This window comes from Fibrobacter sp. UWB10, assembly GCF_900182935.1.
GTDB classification, from domain to species: domain Bacteria; phylum Fibrobacterota; class Fibrobacteria; order Fibrobacterales; family Fibrobacteraceae; genus Fibrobacter; species Fibrobacter succinogenes_O.
On sequence record NZ_FXUE01000004.1, the window covers coordinates 35,415 to 55,297 of the forward strand.

General features: G+C 49.6%; 14 protein-coding genes. 11 read left to right on the forward strand and 3 right to left on the reverse strand.

Annotated elements, in window-relative coordinates:
* Positions 1-82: 82 nt before the first annotated feature.
* Positions 83-1,858 carry a protein-disulfide reductase DsbD family protein gene (locus QOL41_RS10510; RefSeq protein ID WP_283429719.1) on the reverse strand — a complete coding sequence of 592 codons (1,776 nt, stop codon included), beginning with the start codon at positions 1,856-1,858 and terminating at the stop codon, positions 83-85.
* Between the two features lie 180 nt (positions 1,859-2,038).
* Here QOL41_RS10510 and QOL41_RS14275 point away from each other — a divergent pair, with 180 nt between their 5' ends.
* From QOL41_RS14275 to QOL41_RS10525, 4 genes are read left to right on the forward strand one after another with little or no spacing between them, the layout of a single operon-like run.
* Complete coding sequence (locus tag QOL41_RS14275; protein ID WP_502846883.1) at positions 2,039-2,656, forward strand: RNA polymerase sigma factor; 618 nt, start codon at positions 2,039-2,041, stop codon at positions 2,654-2,656.
* A 9-nt stretch (positions 2,657-2,665) separates the two neighbouring features.
* Positions 2,666-4,849, forward strand: a complete 2,184-nt coding sequence (locus QOL41_RS10515; RefSeq protein ID WP_283429720.1) for an NHL repeat-containing protein — start codon at positions 2,666-2,668, stop codon at positions 4,847-4,849.
* An 18-nt stretch (positions 4,850-4,867) separates the two neighbouring features.
* Positions 4,868-5,299, forward strand: a complete 432-nt coding sequence (locus QOL41_RS10520; protein WP_283429721.1) for a hypothetical protein — start codon at positions 4,868-4,870, stop codon at positions 5,297-5,299.
* A 13-nt stretch (positions 5,300-5,312) separates the two neighbouring features.
* Entirely contained in the window at positions 5,313-6,605 is a 1,293-nt protein-coding gene (locus QOL41_RS10525) for a CCA tRNA nucleotidyltransferase (protein WP_283429722.1), read from the forward strand.
* Here QOL41_RS10525 and QOL41_RS10530 read toward each other — a convergent pair.
* Complete coding sequence (locus QOL41_RS10530) at positions 6,592-7,695, reverse strand: glycosyltransferase (RefSeq protein WP_173653665.1); 1,104 nt, start codon at positions 7,693-7,695, stop codon at positions 6,592-6,594. The two genes, QOL41_RS10525 and QOL41_RS10530, sit on opposite strands and share 14 nt — an antisense overlap.
* 26 nt (positions 7,696-7,721) lie before the next feature.
* Here QOL41_RS10530 and lpxA point away from each other — a divergent pair, with 26 nt between their 5' ends.
* A complete protein-coding gene (gene lpxA / locus QOL41_RS10535) occupies positions 7,722-8,489 on the forward strand; it encodes an acyl-ACP--UDP-N-acetylglucosamine O-acyltransferase (RefSeq protein ID WP_283429723.1) in 768 nt (255 codons plus the stop codon).
* A gap of 9 nt (positions 8,490-8,498) precedes the next feature.
* Here the strand turns inward: lpxA and QOL41_RS10540 are convergent, their stop codons facing one another.
* Positions 8,499-9,707 carry a glycoside hydrolase family 5 protein gene (locus tag QOL41_RS10540; protein WP_283429724.1) on the reverse strand — a complete coding sequence of 403 codons (1,209 nt, stop codon included), beginning with the start codon at positions 9,705-9,707 and terminating at the stop codon, positions 8,499-8,501.
* A 236-nt stretch (positions 9,708-9,943) separates the two neighbouring features.
* On the opposite strand from QOL41_RS10540, the gene QOL41_RS10545 reads away from it, so the two are divergent.
* Genes QOL41_RS10545 through QOL41_RS10570 form a run of 6 tightly spaced genes read left to right on the forward strand, consistent with a single transcriptional unit; the run spans position 9,944 to position 19,844 of the window.
* Positions 9,944-10,687: a carbohydrate binding domain-containing protein gene (locus tag QOL41_RS10545; protein ID WP_233247863.1), complete on the forward strand. Its 744-nt coding sequence runs from the start codon at positions 9,944-9,946 to the stop codon at positions 10,685-10,687.
* A 9-nt stretch (positions 10,688-10,696) separates the two neighbouring features.
* Positions 10,697-13,318, forward strand: a complete 2,622-nt coding sequence (locus QOL41_RS10550; protein WP_283429725.1) for a hypothetical protein — start codon at positions 10,697-10,699, stop codon at positions 13,316-13,318.
* Positions 13,319-13,333: 15 nt separating this feature from the next.
* Positions 13,334-15,655, forward strand: a complete 2,322-nt coding sequence (locus QOL41_RS10555) for a hypothetical protein (protein ID WP_283429726.1) — start codon at positions 13,334-13,336, stop codon at positions 15,653-15,655.
* Between the two features lie 15 nt (positions 15,656-15,670).
* On the forward strand, positions 15,671-17,800 hold the full coding sequence (locus QOL41_RS10560) for a hypothetical protein (RefSeq protein WP_283429727.1): 2,130 nt from the start codon (positions 15,671-15,673) through the stop codon (positions 17,798-17,800).
* 11 nt (positions 17,801-17,811) lie between these two features.
* The gene (locus QOL41_RS10565) at positions 17,812-18,774 is read left to right on the forward strand and encodes a hypothetical protein (protein WP_283429728.1); all 963 of its coding nucleotides are present in this window, start codon (positions 17,812-17,814) and stop codon (positions 18,772-18,774) included.
* Between the two features lie 14 nt (positions 18,775-18,788).
* The gene (locus QOL41_RS10570) at positions 18,789-19,844 is read left to right on the forward strand and encodes a glycoside hydrolase family 18 protein (protein WP_173653661.1); all 1,056 of its coding nucleotides are present in this window, start codon (positions 18,789-18,791) and stop codon (positions 19,842-19,844) included.
* Positions 19,845-19,883 lie beyond the last annotated feature (39 nt).

Below are 19,883 nucleotides of genomic sequence, written 5' to 3' on the forward strand. Positions count from 1 at the left end.
AATAAAAAAGGGAACCGTTAGGTTCCCACAATCCGTGTGGCAATTAAAATTCTTGGGTCTCTCTTCTCGGAGAGGCTCTTTTTTATTTTTGCGAAGTAATCTTCTCGACGATTGCGCTCGTTGTCAGTAACTCGGGCAGAACAATCTGTCTGGACACATCCCCAGCCGGATAGATCGCATAGGCGGGCACGCCCGACTTGTGCATGCTTTTTAAGAGCGCATTCACTTCAGGCGTTTCGCGAGTCCAGTCGGCTTTCACTAGCGCCACATTTAAGCTATCCATGGCGCGGCGGAATTCGTCGCGGTTGAGAACGGCGGCTTCGTTCGTCTTGCAAGTGAGGCACCAGTCGGCGGTGGCGTCGATGAATACGGTGCGGTTTGCTTTCGCGAATTCTTCGATTAAGGCAGGGCTATAACGGTACCAACCGTCGGCAGTCATCTGCTCTTGCATGCGGGCGTTGAACTTTTCGCTGGCAGCACGTTCGTATTCAGGAGCGATTGCAGCGAACCAGATTGATACGAGAACGACAATGCTCAATCCAAATCCGGCGACTTCGCGCCCGAAGGCGACTCCCGGCGGCGCGAACTTGCCGAGCAGAACGCTGCAGGCAACGCTTGCCACCACGATAATGGAGAACATCCCAACGCCAGCGGTGCCGGCTTGTTCATTCACAATCCACAAGAGCCATACGACGCTTGCAAGGAGCAATACGCCCATCACCTTTTGGAGTTTCACCATCCATGGGCCCGGTTTCGGGAATACCTTCAGAATTTTCGGGAAGGCGCTTACGAGCATGTAGGGGAGAGCAAGGCCGAGCCCTGCTGTGGTAAAGAATAAGAAGAGTACGGGCGTCGTCTGCGCGAAGGCGAATCCCATGGCGGTGCCGAGGAAGGGCGCAGAGCACGGCGTGCTTAAAAGAACAAGCAATGCGCCGGTAAAGAAGGCGCCTGCAAAGCCCGCCTTATGGCCGGCTTCGTCCATCTTGGTGGTGGCACCCCATGGGAGCCACACTTCGAACACGCCAAAAAAGCTCATGGCAAATGCAGTCAGAATCACGACCATGAAGGCGATGAATCCTGCACTCTGGAATTGCATGCCCCAGCCTGCGGACCCGCCGCCGGCCTTGACGGCGGCGACAACGGCGGCCAGCGCCCAGAAACTTGCCAGAATGCCCGCCGTTGTGGCTCCTCCCAAAGCGAGGAGCCGTCCGCGACTTTCGCCGGCCTGCTTGATCAGGCTAAAGAGCTTGAGCGAAAGCACCGGCAAAACGCACGGCATCAAGTTCAGAATGATTCCGCCGAGGAATGCGAAAAACAAAAGGGCTATGATTCCTGCCGAAGCGGTGGCGCCTGCATCGCTCGTTTCCAAGTTCTCATTGTCGCTTGTGCTGGCGGTTACTTCATTTTCGGAGTCGTTTTTTTTTGCGCTGCTATTTACATTGCTGGATTTTACGCCAGCCGCATTTCCGCTGAGCGAAATCGTCTTGCTTGCAGGCGCGAGGCAAATGGAATTGTCGCAGGCCTGATAATGGAAGGTCGTTTCGGTTTCGAGGCTATCGTACTTGTCGGCAACGCTCTTCACCGGAATTTCAATCTTGAATTCTCCGCGGAAAGTCAAAATTTCGAGTTCTAGCGCCTCGTTGTATTCCTTAATGGGTTTGGGCCACACCACATCACCGAATTCGATTCCTTCGGCTTTCACCACAATCGAAGATGGCTTCAAGAATTCGTCGGTGACTTCGTTTGCGTTCACGTGCCACTTTTCCGGAATGGTTACCCACACGGTCAATTTTCCGCCGTCTTTCAATGCGCCCGCGCTATATTGCATCTGCATATCCGGGGGCGGCATCGAGTTCATATTGAACTCTTGGGCGTTAACAGATTGTGGATAAATTACCAGAAAAAGAGCCGAAATGAAAAAAGCTGTTGATAGCTGCAAACACCTGTTTGCAAAATTTCCAAAAATTCGTTTTTTCAGTTTTATTTTCATAAATTTTATCGCAACTGAAAGTTCGCTGTCAAAATTCCTGGTTGTCAAATGTCAAAATCAAGAATTTTAACAGAAAAAACTCCCAAGTGGGTTGAAAAAGTGTGGCGCAAGAATGCCTCACAAATTTACAAACTCTGTCAGTTCAAGAGTAATGACCCTGACGGCGCAAAAGACCTTTTTCAAGAGGTTGCACTCCGTTTATGCCGGTCAGCGTATACTTTAGACCTGAAGAAACCGGTGGATTCGTGGTTTCGGACCGTTGTCCGCAACGCTTTTAGCGATATGAACCGAAGGGTACCTCCGGTTGTCCCGTTTTCATGCTTGTCGGACAATTCCGCCACATACGATGCCTCGGGTGGGGTAATTGACCAAGAGGTCTTGGAAAAACGTCGAAGGCTCGCTTTGCGCAATGAATTGGACTTTTTGATGGGATGCCTTTCTCCGGTCGAAAAAATGGCGATAGAATATTCCTATATCGGCGAAATCCCGGCTACCCAGGCGAGCCTGTTTTGTGGCGTTAGCCGGAGTACGTTCTTAAAAAGAAGATCTGAAGCAATCAAGAAGATGCGTCGAAAAAAGAGCGAATATATGTCGAAACAAAAAAATAACGAAAGTTCTTGCACGAATTTTGACGATTGGCTAACGCGGGCGAGTGAATTTTCGTAATTTTAGGGCGTGAAGTTCAAATCTCTTATTTTATGCCTGCTGCTTTTGGCAGTATATGTTGGTGCCGCCGATCAATGGGGGGCGTTTTCCAATCCGTTCCCCATTCACGATGTCGTGCCTTTTGGTGATAAAGGTATCTTGCTTGCGACCGATGGGGGTATCCGTTATCGTGCCCTCGATGGCGATTTGGTGTATCATTCCGATCACGGTCTCGAAACCTCGAAGTTTTATTCTATCGTAGGTTCTTCGATTGGCTATTATGCCGTTTCCGAATATGGACTTGTTGCGGTTCTTGGCGAAGGCGAAAAGCCTTGGATTGTCCTGAACCGTTCCTATGTAAAGAATAATATCCGGGCAATTCCCCATGGGGCTGTGCTTGGCAAGACCATTTTGGTGATTGCATTTGAAGACCGCCTCGCGTTCTTTGATCTCATGCAGAATCGTTCTCTTTTGACGATTGATCGTATCGGAGACGCCATGCTTTCTGCAAGTCCAATTCAAAAGATGGCTGTTCATGGCGATTCCCTGTACGTGAAAATGGAAAAAGCCTTGTATGTCCGTAAAATGGATTGGGATCATCTTTCCGAAGACAAGCATCTTGTTTCACCCTCGTCATGGGCGTCCCTTTCTCCCAAGACTTCTGTTGCTGGCTTAGAAACATTGAGTGAAGACGAGGTCAATGTCGATGGCGTTGTTTTGAAAGATTCCGTTTTGTATTACAGGGACACTACGATTAAGGCTGAAAAAGACACCGTGATTAAGGTTAAGAGCTGGGTTAAATGGCAAGTCAAGTCTCAAGACGGGACGTATCTCGTGGGCCCGAAAAATGTCTTTTATTTGGCAAATGGTGCAAAAAAGATCAAAGACCTGACAGAATACCAGAAATTTCCTTTGGGTGCAACCTATGAATTGCAGGCAACACCTGTCGGTGGCGTTCTTGCCGCTTCGGTTGATGGCAAATTAAGTTATGGTAACTTGACGGGCTGGAAAAAGCCTGAAGAAGTGTATGGCGGCCTTGGTAACGCTGGTAATGCCTATACGAGAATGAAGGTTTTGTCGTATTTGCCCGATGGTCATGTGTTTTACCATATTTGGGGTCTCTCCTTTACGATGTATTCTCAATGGGGCGAACAGCATGATTTCTGGTTTAGGAGTACAGATGGATTGTGTCTCGACACCATCATTACAAACTATACCGTTTCTTTTTCTACGGTTCCTGCTCCCGATAAATCTGGTTTCTTGTCATCGACGGCTCGTAAAAACGGTCATTACGGTATATCCTATTTTACCAAGGATGGTGAAGTCTCTTGCGCAAGTCAAGTTGGTTCTAGGGCGATTCCCGGGGCAATGTATGCAACCTTCGATGATGATGGAAACTGGTTGGTTTATACGGCAAGTAGGACCGGAACGGTTAATGCTAGCTCTGGTGAACTGGATGTCCACAAGTTCAAACCTCCTAAATCCAACGGCGGACAGCTTGAACCCATCGGGAACGTGAAAACCTATGGGGGTATTTCTCCTACGCCAATCGATATTGCCTACGACTCTGTCGGAAAAAGGCTGTGGATTGTATCTATGTCTTCATTGGTTTATTTAGATGAAGAACAGGATACCCTTCTTTCGCCGACTTCGACAAACGGAATGGTTGGCCCCGAATATACCTCAATTGATGTCGATGTCCATGGAAACTTGTGGGTTGGTACGGCAAACCAAGGTGTATTCCGCTTGACGCCCAAGAATGGATCTCCTGACACGTTGGTGGTGAAAAATTTCACGACAAAAGACGGCTTGCTCGATAACAGTGTTCTGGATGTCGCCATTGACCATGTGCTTGGTATTGCCTGGTTTGCACATGACAATGGTGTGAGCTATTACCAACGCAAAGACTTGCGTGACGCAAGCAAAAACATGACGGATTCTGCCGAGATAAAGGTTTATGCTTATCCGATTCCGTTTAGGCCGAAGATTCATGAACGCTTTACGATTGAAGGTGTTACCGAAAATTCGGTGGTAAGCATTTATAACCGTGGAGGCGCCTTGATTAAATCGTTCCGTGAAGATGATCTCTTGGGCGGAAAGGTTGAATGGGACGGCTGCGATAAGATTGGCAAATTTGTTGCTCCGGGCGTCTATTATTACGTCGTCAAAGACGGCTCTAAAGTAAAGAAAGGCAAATTCATAGTTGTCCATTAATCGGTGTCGAGGCGAATAATGAAACGTGCTGCAATCTGGTTGTTTTTAGGCGTCGCCGCGGTGCTGGTTGGCTGTGCTGGCGAGCGTCAGGGTCTCGTTTGTGAAGAAATGGAATACCGTTTGAATACCATGACCTATTCGCCGGACCAGCGTGCTTATGCCGAAGAGGAATTGCGCGTATGCCGCGAAGAAGAAGCTCAGAAGAAGTCCGAAGGGGCTGCGCAGCGTCAGAGTATTTATGACCGCTTTGCAGCTTCGGATTCATCGAAGTCGAAATTGACCGATTCGACAAATGCCGGAAAAGATGGTGAAGTTTCTGTGACCAAGGCCCTTCAGGATTCTTCGGGCGTAGAAACCACAAGCATATACGACCGCTACAAGTCTGTGGAACAACCTTCGGATTCCGCAGCCGTTGACACTTCTGCTGCAGATGCCGGCAGTTTCCAGTAGGGCGATTTAGCAGATGGCAAAAATCCAGACACTTGCAGGCGAGTGGTTCGAACCGGATTTGCCCGGGCGCTTGCTTAAGATTGCAGGCGATATCCGCGAAGCGGGCGGCCGTGCGTTTTTAGTGGGCGGTTGGGTTCGCGATGCGCTTTTAGGCAAGTCTTGCCGCGACTACGATGTCGAAGTATACGACATGGCGCAAGACGCTCTCGTTCCGATTCTTTCAAAGTATGGCCGTACGAATTTGGTGGGCAAGGCTTTTGGCGTGATTCACCTTGCCATGAAGGGCCTGTCGCTTGATTTCTCGTTCCCGCGTACCGAAAGCAAAGTCGGCTATGGTCACCGCGGTTTCGTGGTGCATACCGACGAAAAACTGAGTTTTAAAGAAGCCGCACTCCGGCGCGATTTTACCATCAATGCCATGGGCATGGAACTACCGGAACTCACGCTTTGTGACCCCTATGGCGGTATTGACGACTTGAAATCGCACACCTTGCGTCATGTGGGTCCGGCTTTTGCCGAAGATTCTTTGCGCATTCTGCGCGGGGTACAGTTTGCGAGCCGCTTTGGTTGCTCGCTTGCACCCGATACGGTTGAACTTTGCCGCACGCTTTCTTTGGATGATCTTTCTGTAGAACGCCTGTTCGAAGAATTCAAGAAATGGCTCCTGAAGCCGGGCAAGCCTTCGCTCGGTCTCAAGGCTTTTTTGGATATCAAGCTTGATGAATATTTCCCGGAAATTCATCCGTTCAAGGATTCTTGGGAAACTCTCGGAACGATTCTCGATAACATGGTTCCTTGGCGTGATACATTGCCCGAGGCGCAGGCAATGGAATTCGCTTTTGCCGCTCTCTTGTGTGGTTCTCCTGAAACTTCGCTCAAGTTTCTGGAACGCATCACGAACGAAACTCACTTGCTCAAGATTGTGCCTTCGCTTTTGAAGGCGTACCAAGAGCTAGATACGGCTATCGTAAACGATGCTCCGGCACTCCGCCGCCTTGCTGTAAAATTGGGTGGTTTGAAGTTGCTCGGCTTGCTCGTAAAATGCACTCCTCGCGAATTCTATGCAGGCTCTGCGGTCGATGGCGAATGCTTTGCCGACAAACTTTGGAATGCAGCGAGTGAATTAGATTTAATCGAAGAAGCTCCGCAGCCTTACCTGATGGGTAAAATGCTCATGGATATGGGCGTTAAGCCGGGCAAGCAAATGGGCGAAATCATCAAGAAGAGTTTCGAACTGCAACTCGACGGCGAAATCAAAAACGCTGAAGAGGCTATTGCCTGGGCGCGCTCCGCTATTTCCATCTGAACATGCCTGTGATGCCTGCGGGCACGGCAAACACGATCATCGGAATCTGAATCACTTCGGTCGGCAAGAACGCAAGCATTTTGCGCTTGGCATGCAGTTTCCAAGAAGCAATCATCAAGAAAACAAAGTCCACCAGAATCTTGGGCAGAATGCTGAATACGCACCACTGCCAGGGGCAATCCAAAAAGAGCACGCACCAAGGACTAATGAACATCCAGATGTAGTAGGTGTAAATTAGCGTGAGCATCAAGATGTATGCCTTGCTTTCGTAGTTGGTGCCGTTGCTGCTCCAACGGGCGCGCTGGTTAAAAAGTTGCTTCCAAGTGTGCACCGGAGCGGTTTCAATCACGGCGTCCTTGTCCAGATTGTAGCAGACTTTGGTGCCCGGAATTTTCATCATCTTGTGGATGAGCATGTCGTCGTCGCCACTCGAAAGGTTCACCAAGTCGCCAAAACCACCCACGGCAAAGAACAGGTCTTTTTTGTAGGCGAGGCATGCAGCTGATGCCACAATCGGGTGCCCCCAGCTAAAGCCTGCGGCTTCCATGGCGGTGTAGCCTAAAGTTTCGAGTTTCTGGTATAGGTGCGGCATCGTGCGGCTGCCGTTATTTTGCTTAGGGCCTTGCACAATGCAGATGCCGTCATTAAAGCGGCCTGCCATGGCGGTAATCCAGCTCTTGCGCGGAATGCAGTCTGCGTCCATCGTCAAAAGCACCTCATACTTTGCAATCTTGAAGGCGCTTTCGAGGGCGCGCTTTTTGGGGCTTGCGATTGTGGGCAAATCCTGCGGTAGCGAAAGTACTCTGAATTTTGGGTGGGTGGCTGCAAACTTTTCGAGAATCTCCTTGGTGGAATCGGTCGAGCGGTCGTCTACACAAATCACTTCCCATTCGCCTACATAGTCCTGTTCGGCCAGCGCTTCGAGCGTGCGCTGCGCGAATTCTTCTTCATTGCGCATGGGCACCACGACCGATACACTCGGAGTTGCCTTAGGCCCTCTGTAACGGTGCGTACGAATCACCCCTATTATAAAGAATAGGAACAAGATTACGTACAGTGCGGTGAGGCTTGCAATGATTATACCACCCATGCGGTTAAAATTAGTAAATTTGGGGCATGATCCATCCTTCTGCATTTGTAAGCCCGCAAGCCAAAGTACACGAATCTGCCATTATTGGCCCCTGGTGCTTGGTCGATGCCGGTGCCGAAATTGCCGAAGGTGTCATTTTGGAATCCCGCGTGCATGTGTACGGTGGGGTTTCGGTCGGAAAAAACACGCATGTCTATGACGGAGCCATTCTCGGTGGCCCACCGCAAGATTTAAAATACGCCGGTGAACCAACTCGGCTTGAAATCGGCGAAAATTGCACCGTTCGTGAATATTGCACGCTCAATCGCGGCACGGTGCAGGGTGGCGGTTGCACCCATGTGGCAAACAAGGTGCTTGTGATGGCCTACTCGCATATCGCCCATGACTGCGACATTCGCGAGGGCGTCGTTATTGCGAACAGCTGCCAGTTAGGCGGTCATGTGCGCATCGGCGAATATGCGACCATCGGTGGCGTTACCGCCATTCAGCAGCGCAATCAGGTCGGCGCCTACGCTTTCGTGGGCGGCACCCATAAGGTGGACCGCGATGTTCCCCCGTGCACCAAGGCGTCTGGAAACCCCATCCGCTACGGCGCCTTAAATCTGCACGCTCTGCGCCTGCATCCAGAACAGTTCCCTGAAGACCGGATCCAGGCCCTTTCGCGTGCCTACCGCGAACTTTACCGTAGCGGACGCCCCGTTGCCGACGTTATCGAAGAATTGAAAAAAGGCCCGGAACCTTTGTTCCAAGCCTTTTTCGACGAGCATTGGGGCGGCACGCTTGTGCGCCCATAGAAAGTCTAATTAAAGTCCGAATGCGGCGGGGAATCCTTCGTACCACTCGATGTTTTCGTCCATGGCATTATGGTGTGCGGCTTCAAAACCACCAACGCTTGTAAATCCCCAATAGTTCCAGGACATACCGTAGGCTTCAGCAGCTTTGATCGTAAGCGATGCCCATTGGGCTTTCATCTTGGCCGAGGGGAGCGATTCACCTTCTTTACAAGTGCTTTTGTTTGCGTATTCCGTTCCACCAGAAATACCAAATTCACCCATATTCAAAGGAACGCTGTTCACGCCATCTACATCGGGGTAAAGGGCCTTGGCCTGCTTTGCGTACAATTCCAAGTCGGTGAACGCCTTGTTGTTATATGCGGCATCGCCCTTGCAGTTGTAGCTGTGCCCCTGGTGGCTGAATCCATAGGGCTCGTAGTAATGGCCCGTATAGATGATGTTGCCATCGGCGGGGAGGTGCAAGATGTTTAAGTCTTCGAATTTAGCCGAATGGTAAGATTCGAACATGATGGTTTTGGTCTTCGTCACGGAGCGAATGACTGTGTATGCTTCGTTCATCAGGTTGTCTACGCGTTCGGCGTTAGAAATGGTGGGTTCGTTCAAGATTTCAAGAACAATCATGGAATCAGGGAATGCGTCCATTTCCTGGGCGACTTGTGCCCACATGCCGAGGAAGTGTGTTTTTTCGGCTTCGTAAGCGGTGGAATCATAGGTGCAACCCTGTCCGCCGCCACCGGCGCAGTTCAACTGTACATAATGGTGGAAATTCACAATAACCACAAGGCCCTGGTTGATGGCCAGCTGAATGTCTTCTTTAACACCGGCAAGCCTTTCGGGGTCTACAGTGTGTGTGCTGTAGTCAGAATTCCTTTGCCAGCGTACAGGAATGCGCACTGAATTGAATCCGGCCTTTTTGATAAAGGGAAAATCGTAATCGCGAATGGGGTTGCCCCAGCTACTGTCGAGTCTGTTGCCGTCGGAATCCCAAGAGTTGCCAAGGTTGATACCCTTGCCGATGCGGGCGTTCATGGCGCGACCAAGGCTATAGTCAACTGGGACAATAACGCGAGTTTCTTTTTTTGTCGTGTCCGCTTCTTTGGGAGTGGTCGTTGCTGCAGTATGGGGATTGCCTTCACTAGAACATGCGCCAAAGACGATGCCTAATGCGGCCACAAAGGGGGCAATAGTTAAAGGTAAAAAAGCGCGTAAATGAATCATGGTTTCCTCGCGGAAAGAGTGATTGGTTGTTAACTACAAATTTACACTTTTTTAAGGCGTAAGGAAAGTCTTAATAAAAAATTATGTTTACCTTTGAAACCGCTAAAATCGAGTAAAATCAAGGCTTTTCGGGGTGGTATATCCCAATTCCACAAGCATTTTGATTTTTTTGCCCGTTGAGTCCCCAAAAAACAAGTTATATTGTAGTGGTCCGTATCTGGAGATTTTTAGATATTATGAACGTAAAACCGCATAAAGCAAGTTGGGCGTGCGCCTTGGGCGTTCTCCTTTTAGCGTCTTTCTCTTTTGCTGGTTATGGTTTTAGCGATTACCGCGACCGCGACCAGTCCCGTTTTGTCACTAAGCAGGCGAAGCCATTCAGACCCGACAAGGATGTCGTGTCTGTCGTGATGCGCGAAGCTATTCCGCGTGGTGGTGGATATACCTACCAGTACCCGCGTGAAAACCCCGAACCGGTTCTTACGGACAAGTATGCCATGGAAGGTGCTCTTTCCATGGAGATTGAACTTATTGCAAGCGACTATTCCGGTGTGGCAATTTGTATTGCCGGTTCTGTCGACTTGACCCCCTATTTTGAAGAAGGCGTCCTCGAGTTCTGGATCAAGGGTGCCCAGGGTGGCGAAAACGCTCTATTCGTGTTGGTGGACGACGGCGTGAAGAGCGGTGGCGAATCCCTGCAGGTGAAGCTCCGTTCCAAGAGCCTTGGCGAAATCACCACCGAATGGAAACATTTCAGCATTCCGCTCAAACTGTTCGGTACGACCGGTGTGTACTGGGATGCCAAGAACACTCGTGAAGTCATGCTGCCCTTTAGCTGGAGCAACTTCAAGGGCTTCCGTCTTGAAGTCCGTAAAGATGAAAACGAGTCCTTCAAGGTCTGGATTGACGATATCGTGATCAAGAAGCATGGTAAGGCTTACGAAGGTCCGATGAACTATCCGTTCCGCAACGAGATTTAAGAGGATTTTATGCGCAAATTACCTACACTATTTACGACTCTGCTTTGCTGCACGTCTTTGGCCCTTGCTCAGATGGACGAAGATGTGTCCTCTGAAGAATTCGAAGAATCTGCTCCGGCTGTAGAAGAGGCTGCTCCTGAAGCTGCCGAAGAACCTGCCGAAGAAGCTTCTGAACCCGAAGAATCTGTTGCTGAAGCCTCTACTGAAGCCGAACCGGCTACCGAGGAAGGCTCTGATGAATCTCCGGTCGAAGAAGCTGTTGAAGCTGCTCCTGCCGAAGAAGCCGTTGCCGAAGCTCCTGCTGAAGAACCGGTTGCAGCCCCTGTGGCAGACCTTTCCAAGCCGGCAGAAACGGTTCCTTACCAGCCGCTCGTGGTGAATGCATCCTCCAAGCTCGACCCGAAGGTTCAGATTTCCAACGTGGAAGAAGGCTTGGATACGCTTGCCAACAACATGGAATCGACCCTCATGGGTAAGGATGACCTTCCGCTCGCGGTCTCTGGCTACTTGGCCTTCCGCCTGAAGAACTTCCATTACTCTGAACCGAGCCCTTGGGCGCAGAACGACTTGGCTCGCACTTCTGTTGACGCTGTGCTCAACATGAACATTGTGGCCATGCCGAACTCCTACATGACCTTGTGGACGAACATGAGCTTCCCGTTCTCCTTGTCCGGCCTCTACTCTAACTACTTGGGTAGCCAGCCGACACAGGCTCCGACCAAGGATCAGCGTGTCATGTACGACCACTCCACGGACTTCTACTCTGCAACCATCAACGAAGAAATGAACTTCGGTGTGGATATCCGCGCAGGCGTCTTTGGTGCCTACGTGACGGCCGGTGGTGTGATTTGGGCTAACGCTTCTCCGCTTACCATGTGGGAACGTGAAACCAACCCGCGTTTTGCTTGGCAGTACGAACTGTTCGAAGACGAAAAGACTGTTTCTACCTACTATAAGGAAAAGGTCTTTAAGCCGGTTAAAGAAGGTGGTCGTGCATTCTGGACAAACCGTAGTTTCGGTGGTGTGTTTGGCAACTTCTACCAGCTTCCGTTCGACATGAAGGCTCAGTTCCTCGTATCTCAGCCGGCTGATGCCGATATCGGTACCCGCGACGGTTTGCGTATGTATGGTGGTCAGCCGGGCGAACTTGAAATGTCCGGTGGCTATGACTTCCGCGGCTCCATTTACCATGGCCGTATCGCTAAGGAAAAGATTGCGGACAATCTTACTCTTGGTTTGAACTATATGGGCGTCATCTTCGATAAGGATATCGTCTATGAAGGCGAATATTTGACTCAGATGAAGTACTTTACCAATACCTGCCCGGATCCTAACGATCCTAGTGTTCAGGTACCGTGCCCGCCGATGCTCAACAACCATGTGGTTTCTCTTGATATCAAGGGCAACGTGACCCCGAAACTTTACTTGATGGCCGATGTGGGCGTGAGCATGACGGATTCCGTCAAGTTTAGGCGTACCTCTGATGCTTATGGCTATAAGCAGTCTAACTCCACTACTGGTTACCTCCCGGATTCCTATGAATCGAGCATGAATACCCCGCAGGTGGGCGTCTATGTCAAGGCTCAGTCCAAGTACATTGAAGGCTGGCCCATGACGGTTGAAGCAATTTTCCTCCCGAAGGATTTCTATTCTCCGTATTCTTTGAGCAACCCGTCTCGCTTTAACAGCTGGCGCAAAGATGAATTCTACCTGAATGGTGGTTCCATGCGTTACTCCCCGAACATGGCTGGCTTGAACTTCAAGTTGGAACCGACCTTCAATCGCGGCTACTTTGACTTCCAGTATGGCTTGCACCGCCAGGTGGAAGAAGGTCAAGACGTAATCTTCTTCAACTACCGCTTAAATGGCCGCAACATGTGGGAATCCACCAATTCTTGGACCAAGCACAAGCCGCTCTTTATTGCTGACTCCGGTAACGCTGATAACGCAGCCTATGTGGCTCGCACCGGTATCTACAGCAACTCTGAAAAGGGTGTCAAGCAGTACCGTCAGCAGGGTGGCCTTTATGGTGGAACCTGGGAACTCTGGGAATCCTTCGTGGCTTATGATGATATTGAACAGGTCAAGAAGACTGAACAGACTGGCGAAGCTCCGTCGCATACCAAGTGGTCCTCTTATATGTCCTTTATGGGTGGCTATGATATCGGTGGCTGGTTCGGTACCGATCGCACTATCATGATGACTGCTTACGCTGCTCTTTCGGGCGTTTCTACGACGATCGCCCCGATTGCTTATAGCGAATCTCAGAAGGACATGCTCCTGTGGAGTTTCTACGGCCAGTTTGAACCTTCTGTTGCTGTGACTCCGACCTTCCACATGGTAGGTGTCCTTGGTCTCGAAACCTTCCGTTCCGACCGCGCTTACACCTCTGTCGGTTACCAGGCTGCTCTTAAGGGCTCTAGCCTCATGAACCAGGCGAATTACTTCTACTACAAGAAGGCTCCGATTAATTACTTGGAAACTGCACTTGGTGTCGGCTTCGACTGGGACTTTGCTGACCGCGTAGGCCTGCATGTGCGTTACAAATGGATGACTCATTCCGACGAAACTATTTCTGTGAATGACTGGCATTCCCACTACATTTCAGCCGAAGCTAAGGCTTGGTTCTAATAGGGGGTGCTGAACATGAAAAAGACTATGAATATGAAAAAGACTTTTGCCGCTATTCTTGCTGCCTCTATGGCCGCTTCTGCAGCTTCGGTTGTGGAAAATCAGGAATTGATTGAGAGCAAGGTTGATTCCGCCAATGCCAAGCGCGGCGTCGAAATCACCGGTGCCATCCGTGCGGTTGCGCAGACGTCCAGATTCAGTACCGATAACGACCCGACGGGTATCAACCACATGCCGAATGTGGAAAAAGATGAATTCGTTACGGCCGACCTGAACTTTGGATTCCGTCCTTGGGAAAATGTCCGTGCCAATGCGACCCTTCGCCTTGAAGCCGGTATGCAGGAATACTTCGCCTCGGCAGCCAAGTCCATCTCTGTGGCGTGGCTCAATGCCGAAGGCAACGTAGGTAACAACCTGTACTGGGTTGTGGGTGATTTCCGTCAGGAATATTCTCCGCTGACCTTGTTCTTGCCTGGCATCGACATCATGTACGAGCCGCAGATTTTTGCTCGCAAGCGTTACATGGCCGAACATGAACAGTTTATCGAAGGCAACCAGCGCAACTTGCAGGGTGCAAACATCCAGTTCCGTGCGGATATGGGTGATGCCCTTGGTCAAATCCGTGCCGAAGCTTTGTTTGCTCGACTCAACCGTACGGCGGTCTTGGACCTTAGCGGTGCCGAAGGCAATATTCTTCCAAACGATGAAGTTTGGGGTGCATCTCAGTCTGCCAATATGGACAAGTTCGTTGCTGCCGGTAACTTCGAAATGTTGCCGCTCAACCGTTCCTTGTACTTGGGTGTGACTCCGATGTACATCTTCGACAACGAAGACAGTTACACTTACACCTATCGTCATCCGAATAACGACGTCAATAAGGCCTACGAAAAGGTTGATATCAACCCCTACGAACTCAATCCGCAGGAAACCTTTATCGTAAGCGGCCGTCTCGGTGCCGATGTGGCTTCCCTGATGGGCAACAAGAACTTGATTCTTGATGTGACGGGTGAATTCGCAATGTCTAACGACAAGGTCTATACTCCTGACTCCGTTTTGGCGTACGAAAAGGATGAAAATGGCAACTTCGTTCTTGAAGATGCTGTTGATCCTGTTTCTGGCGCTCCGATTCAGAAATTCGTACTTGCTAAAAACGATGACGGTGAAAATTACCTGGAATCGAATGGGTTCACTGATGAAAAGCAGAGTGGTATGGCCTTGTTGGTGAATGCCAATGTGGGGTATAAGACCGAAGATTGGGGCGCACGTGTTGCCGTTGATTTCGTAATGAACGACAGCGCATGGTTCAACAACCTTGCCCAATCTCCGAAGTTCTTTGCACAGCGCATTCAGAATTCCGATAAGGATGGTCAGACAGTCAAGTATGGCGTGAATTCTCCGCTGTATTCCTCCTTTGACGCTCTCTATAATTTCTCTCCCAAGTTCAGTCCGGTAGCAACTACGCTTAATACCAATGACGATGCTTTCAAGGGTAGTGAAGTTAACAGCTACAATATCGCGAACTACAACAAGAATTCTTGGACGACTAACGTCTATACGCGCAACCAGCTTGCTTTGCTCGAACAGCTCTCTGATCCGGCTTTGCAGATGTCTCTGCCGAACGGCCTTGCCACGGCAAACCGCGTGGGTGCACGTGTGAACCTGATTGCAAATGCCAAGGATTTCCTTGAAGTGCAGGGCCTCTTCAGCATGTTTAACCAGGTGAAGGGTCAGAACTTTACGACTCATGTCATTGCAAACGAAATGCTCAATACGATTTCGCTTGGCTACAAGGCGGCTAAGTACATGGAATTTGGTGGTGGCGCTAAGATCGATGTGTTCAAGTTGCTTGGCTTTAGCAAACCGCTCGAAATTTCGGGTTCTTACAAGCATTCCGAACGTACTGTGGATACCGACAACTGGGTTGAAGTTGGCTTGCTCGATCAAACCAGCGAAATCAAGTCTGACTTTATCAACGCGGGCCTTTACGTGCAATACCTGCCGCGTTTAGGATTCAACGCCGGTTTCCAAATGATTAATACGGAATACACCAACGCTTCCAATGCCTATACAGCACTTGCTCCGCTCATGAAGGGTAAGCAAATGCAGTGGATGGTTGGTCTCGATTACAACATCGCCTCTAACGCATGGCTTGCTGTGAATTTCGGCATGATTAACGTTGCAAACGATTACAACACACTGTTGGTCACCACAGCTGGTTCGACCGAAGGTGTTGTGAATCTGCCGGACTATTACGATGTTACAAAGGATGAATCTGGAACGTTCAAGAGTGAATTCTCCCAGATGATTCTTGAAGCTTCCCTTAATGTGGAATTTTAATGGGAGGGTATGAATATGATGTTTAATAAGAAAATTTCTCTTACCTCTGCCATTTTGTTCGCTACGGCTACCGCTTTTGCTGAAGGCGAAAGTGTTGAAGTTCAGCAGACTTCGCTTTTGCAGAAACTCGATTCCTTGAGCACTGCCGTTCTGGGACTCAAGTTTAACGGTACAGTCAAGGCTGGCGCTCTTACCTCTATGGCCAAGTCCGATCAGTTCAGCGATGATTCTCCGACGCAAGAAAACCAGGCGTTCTCTGACGCTAATTTGGTTCTGACGGCTCGTCCGAGTTCTGAAACCCAGGCAACGATTGAACTTCGTTTGCATAAGGATTGGCAGAGCGGCTTTGACGAAAACAACAATCCTGTGATTGGCCACTGGTTCAGCTATGATGGTAAAATCCTGAACAAGCACTTGGATTTCAACTTGGGTTACATGCGTGTTGGTTATACGCCCTATACTCTGTATACCCCGCAGCAAAAGTTGCTCCAGGAACCCGATATCTTTGCTGAAAAGCGTGTTGAAGCCTTGGCCCAGCGTAATCTGGATACCACGAGTCGCCGCTTGATGCAGGGCCTTAATGCAGACTTCCATAGCGGTGTTGTTGGTCCCTTAAGTGATATCCACGCTCAGGTGACTGGTGCTCGCATGCGCGATGCTGCCAAAAAGACCGACCAGGTGTTCTTTGACTTCGATTGGACGGACCGCTACTTCTATGGTCTGCGTCTTGGTGCAGATGCCTTCGGCGCTCACCTTGGCGTGAACTACACCGATGCATTCGATCGTATCAAGGGCCGCCGCGCTCGTAAGACAGATCCTAAAGACACTGTGTATTACGAAGATAATGCCGTGCTTTCTATTGAAGCGGGGTTCGATTCCAAGGAACTGCTTAAGGATTCTCCGTTCGGCTTCGGTTTGAACGGCGAATTTGCCATGACTTCGTTGAAGAATTCTCGTGATTATAATAAGCAAGTGTCTGTAAAGTATTATGAATTGAACGAATTCATTAATGTGTTGGATCCGGCTTTGACCAACCGTCGCGACACTTCGTTCATTTATGTGAAGGTGAACGAAAAGTCTGATTATGAAAATGTGTCCGAAGATTTGGGCTCTGTTGATGGCAAGGGTTTTTATGTCGAACCTTATGCAAATATCGACTTGGCTGGAATCGAAGGTTCTCTTAAGGTGATGTACTTGCAGAACGACGAAAAGTTCTGGAGTGAAATGGCCTCTAGCCCGGTTTACCGTGGCGGTGCCACCGTGCTGAATGCAAATGCCCTGTTCAAGGACGATAGCTATTCTAGCTTGATTGATGCCTTCGGTATGTCGAGCCTCGAAAACATGTACATGACCGTGTATAATTCCAATCCGCTTTATGCCGGTAACTTGATGACTTCCAACTCCAAGAATGCTCTCACGGATCAGGAAGAATCGGGTAACATGTATTATCGCTTGTACAACAACTACAAGAACGCGCACTTCTATCGCAACGGCTACAATGCCGATGTTAAGAAAAAGCGCGAAATCGAAGCGGAACTCTTCTTATTGGATCCGGCAAATGACATGGCTCTCCCCATGGGTGTTGCAACTCCTGACCGCAAGGGTTTGAATGTGAATTTGGACCTCGCCTGGAATGGTGCTGTTGAATTGAATGTGCTCTTCGGCATGATTTCGACGGTGAATTCTGATGAAGAAAATAAGTTCACTCGCTATGCCGCTGGCCTTGGCGTAGATGTGGGCCGCATTGCTGGTTTGAACCAAAAGATTAAGATCCAGGGTTCCTACGATCATTCTGAAGAAGATAAGGGTTTCCAGCGTAAGAGCGACCGCATTATGGCAGGCCTTAATGCAGACGTATATGGTCCGTTTGCTCTCTTAGCAGGCTACCAAATGTCGACTCGCGAATTTGGCGTGGCGTTACCTGTTTCCGGTCTCGCTTCAATCACCAAGGCTGAAGAATCCTTGTTGCTTGTTGGTCCGAGATTCAAGATTGCTCCGCATTCGTTCATTTCTGTCCAGTATGGTCTGCTGACGGATAAGATTTCGTTCTTGGGTGGTGTTGATCCGGTTACTAACATGGCTGCAAACCAAGAGCTTTCTATTGATAAGAACGTAATCATTGCCGATGTGACGGTGAACTTCTAAGAGGTGTTGCAATGAAAAACTTTAAAATTTTATTCTCGATTGCTGTTGCCTCGGCTTTGGTGGGTTGCTCCTCTATGGCTGTAGACGAAAACGAAGCTTTGGAAGGCAACCTCCCGGCAGATTTCGATGTCAATGAGTACATGGAACTCCATCCGGAATTGAAGCGCCTCCAGATTAAGGATTATATTGCTATTCATAATGAAAGCGCTGAGAAGGCCGCCAAGGCTGCTGGCACCGCTGCTGAATTCAAGACAGCGAAGGCTGCCGATGAAGCCGCTTTTGAAGCCGATACGGCTACGATCCACAAAATCGTGACGACCTATGCAGGTTATACTGAAGATGCTTGGAATCTCACGCTGCAAAATTCCACTAGGGATTCTGCCGTTGTTGAATCCAGGACAGATACTATTGCAGTGGGTGTAAAGTCCAAGGCCGAAGCAGACGCCAAGTTCACTAAGGTTTGGTTCTGCCCCGATAGTACTAACAAGGGCTCCATTACCATCGAAGCCGATGCGGTTTCTGCTGTAACAGCGTTCGCTGATTCTACTTGCACAGGCGAAGCCAAGGACTATGCCGCTGCAGATTACGACTTCAATCTGAAAACTGATAAACCTGCCGAAGCGGGCCTGAAAATTCGCGAGGCTAAAGATACTGTCGACGTGATTCAGGTTCCTGTCGAAGGTATGGTGAATCCGGCTTTGGTCAAGGCTGCAAAGGAGTATAACTTTGTGGATGCCACGAACGACTGGGATCTGATCGCTGCCATTCCGCTGGATTTGTTTGCCATTAGCTATCAGTATTCTGCCTATGGACAGGATCATGGCTGGGCTTACAGACGTTGCAAGGAAGGCGACAACCTTGGCAGGCTTCTTTACGAACTTAATCCGGAAACGCTCACTTATACTGAGACGGCTACGTATCCGGTGACCAAGCTCTATTGCGACGATAACGGTGAACCCCGCGAACTTAATTAGGAAGAGGTGAATTTATGAATATTAAACCGATTCTTTTGTCTCTTGCTCTTGGGGCTGCTATTACAGCCCAGGCTGCTGCCGACAAGGTAGTAGGCTTTTACCCCTACTGGAGCCAGTATTCTCAGTTTTATCCGAAAGATATCCGCTATAACTTTGTGACGGACATTCATTATGTCGGCCTTGCAGCCGGTGAAGATGGTTCGGTTGCCTTTGCGGATGAAAACGATGCTGAAAACTTCAAGACGCTCGTGCAGATGTCCAAGGACAACAACGTGAAGTTGATTGTTTCTGTGGGCGGTATCGAAAACGAAGGCAACTTGAAGGCTATCGCCTCTTCCGAAGAACTTCTGCCGACTTTCGTTTCGAATGTCTCTAGCTGGCTTTCTGCAAACGGCGGCGACGGCGTAGAAGTCGACTGGCAGAACCTCACGGCTGAAGATGCCGAAGATTATGCCAAGTTGCTGAACGCCTTGGTCGATGGTCTTTCGGGCGCTCCGGTGACTGCTGTGATTTATCCGGCTGCCGGTATGGATGCTTACAAGGCTGACGCTCTGAACCGTCTCGCTTATGTGGATGTGTTCATGGCCGACCAGATGACCGAAGAAAATTCTTCCGTGGTCCCGAACCAGAGTGCTACCTCTGTCGAAGAAACTCTGAACGCAGTGAAGGGCGCTGGCGTGAACGGCGACTTGCTCGTTCCGGTAATCTTCCTTTATGGCAAAACTTGGAGCGGCGCTAAGGGTCTTGGATCTTCTCACCAGGGTACGGGTAGCGGTAACGAAGGTTACGTGTCCTACGCCGAACTTATGGGCAAGTTTGATTCTCCGGAATACAAGGTGACCTTCGATGCTTCTTCTAAGTCCGAAGTGGCCGTGAGCGATGCAGAAACTATCGTGTTCATGGGTATTCCGTCTGTGAAGGCTGTAGCTCAGCAGGTCAAGAGCGAAGGCATGGCTGGCGTTGCGGTTTACGACCTCTCGCAAGACCATCACGAACCGATTGTCTCCCTCTTGGTGACTATCGGCTTGCAGCTTCGCCCCGAAGTCAATTACAAGGCTAAGAAGAAGTAATTCTCTTAAGAAAAGTTCTTGTTGTAAGGCTTAAAAGAT

What these genes read in the sequence shown, in the direction of transcription:
- QOL41_RS10510 (WP_283429719.1), bottom strand. Translation starts at nt 1,858, where the DNA reads ATGAACTCGATGCCGCCCCCGGATATGCAGATGCAATATAGCGCGGGC.
- QOL41_RS14275 (WP_502846883.1), top strand. Translation starts at nt 2,039, where the DNA reads ATGTCAAAATCAAGAATTTTAACAGAAAAAACTCCCAAGTGGGTTGAA.
- QOL41_RS10545 (WP_233247863.1), top strand. Translation starts at nt 9,944, where the DNA reads ATGAACGTAAAACCGCATAAAGCAAGTTGGGCGTGCGCCTTGGGCGTT.
- QOL41_RS10570 (WP_173653661.1), top strand. Translation starts at nt 18,789, where the DNA reads ATGAATATTAAACCGATTCTTTTGTCTCTTGCTCTTGGGGCTGCTATT.
- QOL41_RS10555 (WP_283429726.1), top strand. Translation starts at nt 13,334, where the DNA reads ATGAAAAAGACTATGAATATGAAAAAGACTTTTGCCGCTATTCTTGCT.
- QOL41_RS10530 (WP_173653665.1), bottom strand. Translation starts at nt 7,695, where the DNA reads ATGGGTGGTATAATCATTGCAAGCCTCACCGCACTGTACGTAATCTTG.
- QOL41_RS10550 (WP_283429725.1), top strand. Translation starts at nt 10,697, where the DNA reads ATGCGCAAATTACCTACACTATTTACGACTCTGCTTTGCTGCACGTCT.
- QOL41_RS10525 (WP_283429722.1), top strand. Translation starts at nt 5,313, where the DNA reads ATGGCAAAAATCCAGACACTTGCAGGCGAGTGGTTCGAACCGGATTTG.
- lpxA (WP_283429723.1), top strand. Translation starts at nt 7,722, where the DNA reads ATGATCCATCCTTCTGCATTTGTAAGCCCGCAAGCCAAAGTACACGAA.
- QOL41_RS10540 (WP_283429724.1), bottom strand. Translation starts at nt 9,707, where the DNA reads ATGATTCATTTACGCGCTTTTTTACCTTTAACTATTGCCCCCTTTGTG.
- QOL41_RS10565 (WP_283429728.1), top strand. Translation starts at nt 17,812, where the DNA reads ATGAAAAACTTTAAAATTTTATTCTCGATTGCTGTTGCCTCGGCTTTG.
- QOL41_RS10560 (WP_283429727.1), top strand. Translation starts at nt 15,671, where the DNA reads ATGATGTTTAATAAGAAAATTTCTCTTACCTCTGCCATTTTGTTCGCT.
- QOL41_RS10520 (WP_283429721.1), top strand. Translation starts at nt 4,868, where the DNA reads ATGAAACGTGCTGCAATCTGGTTGTTTTTAGGCGTCGCCGCGGTGCTG.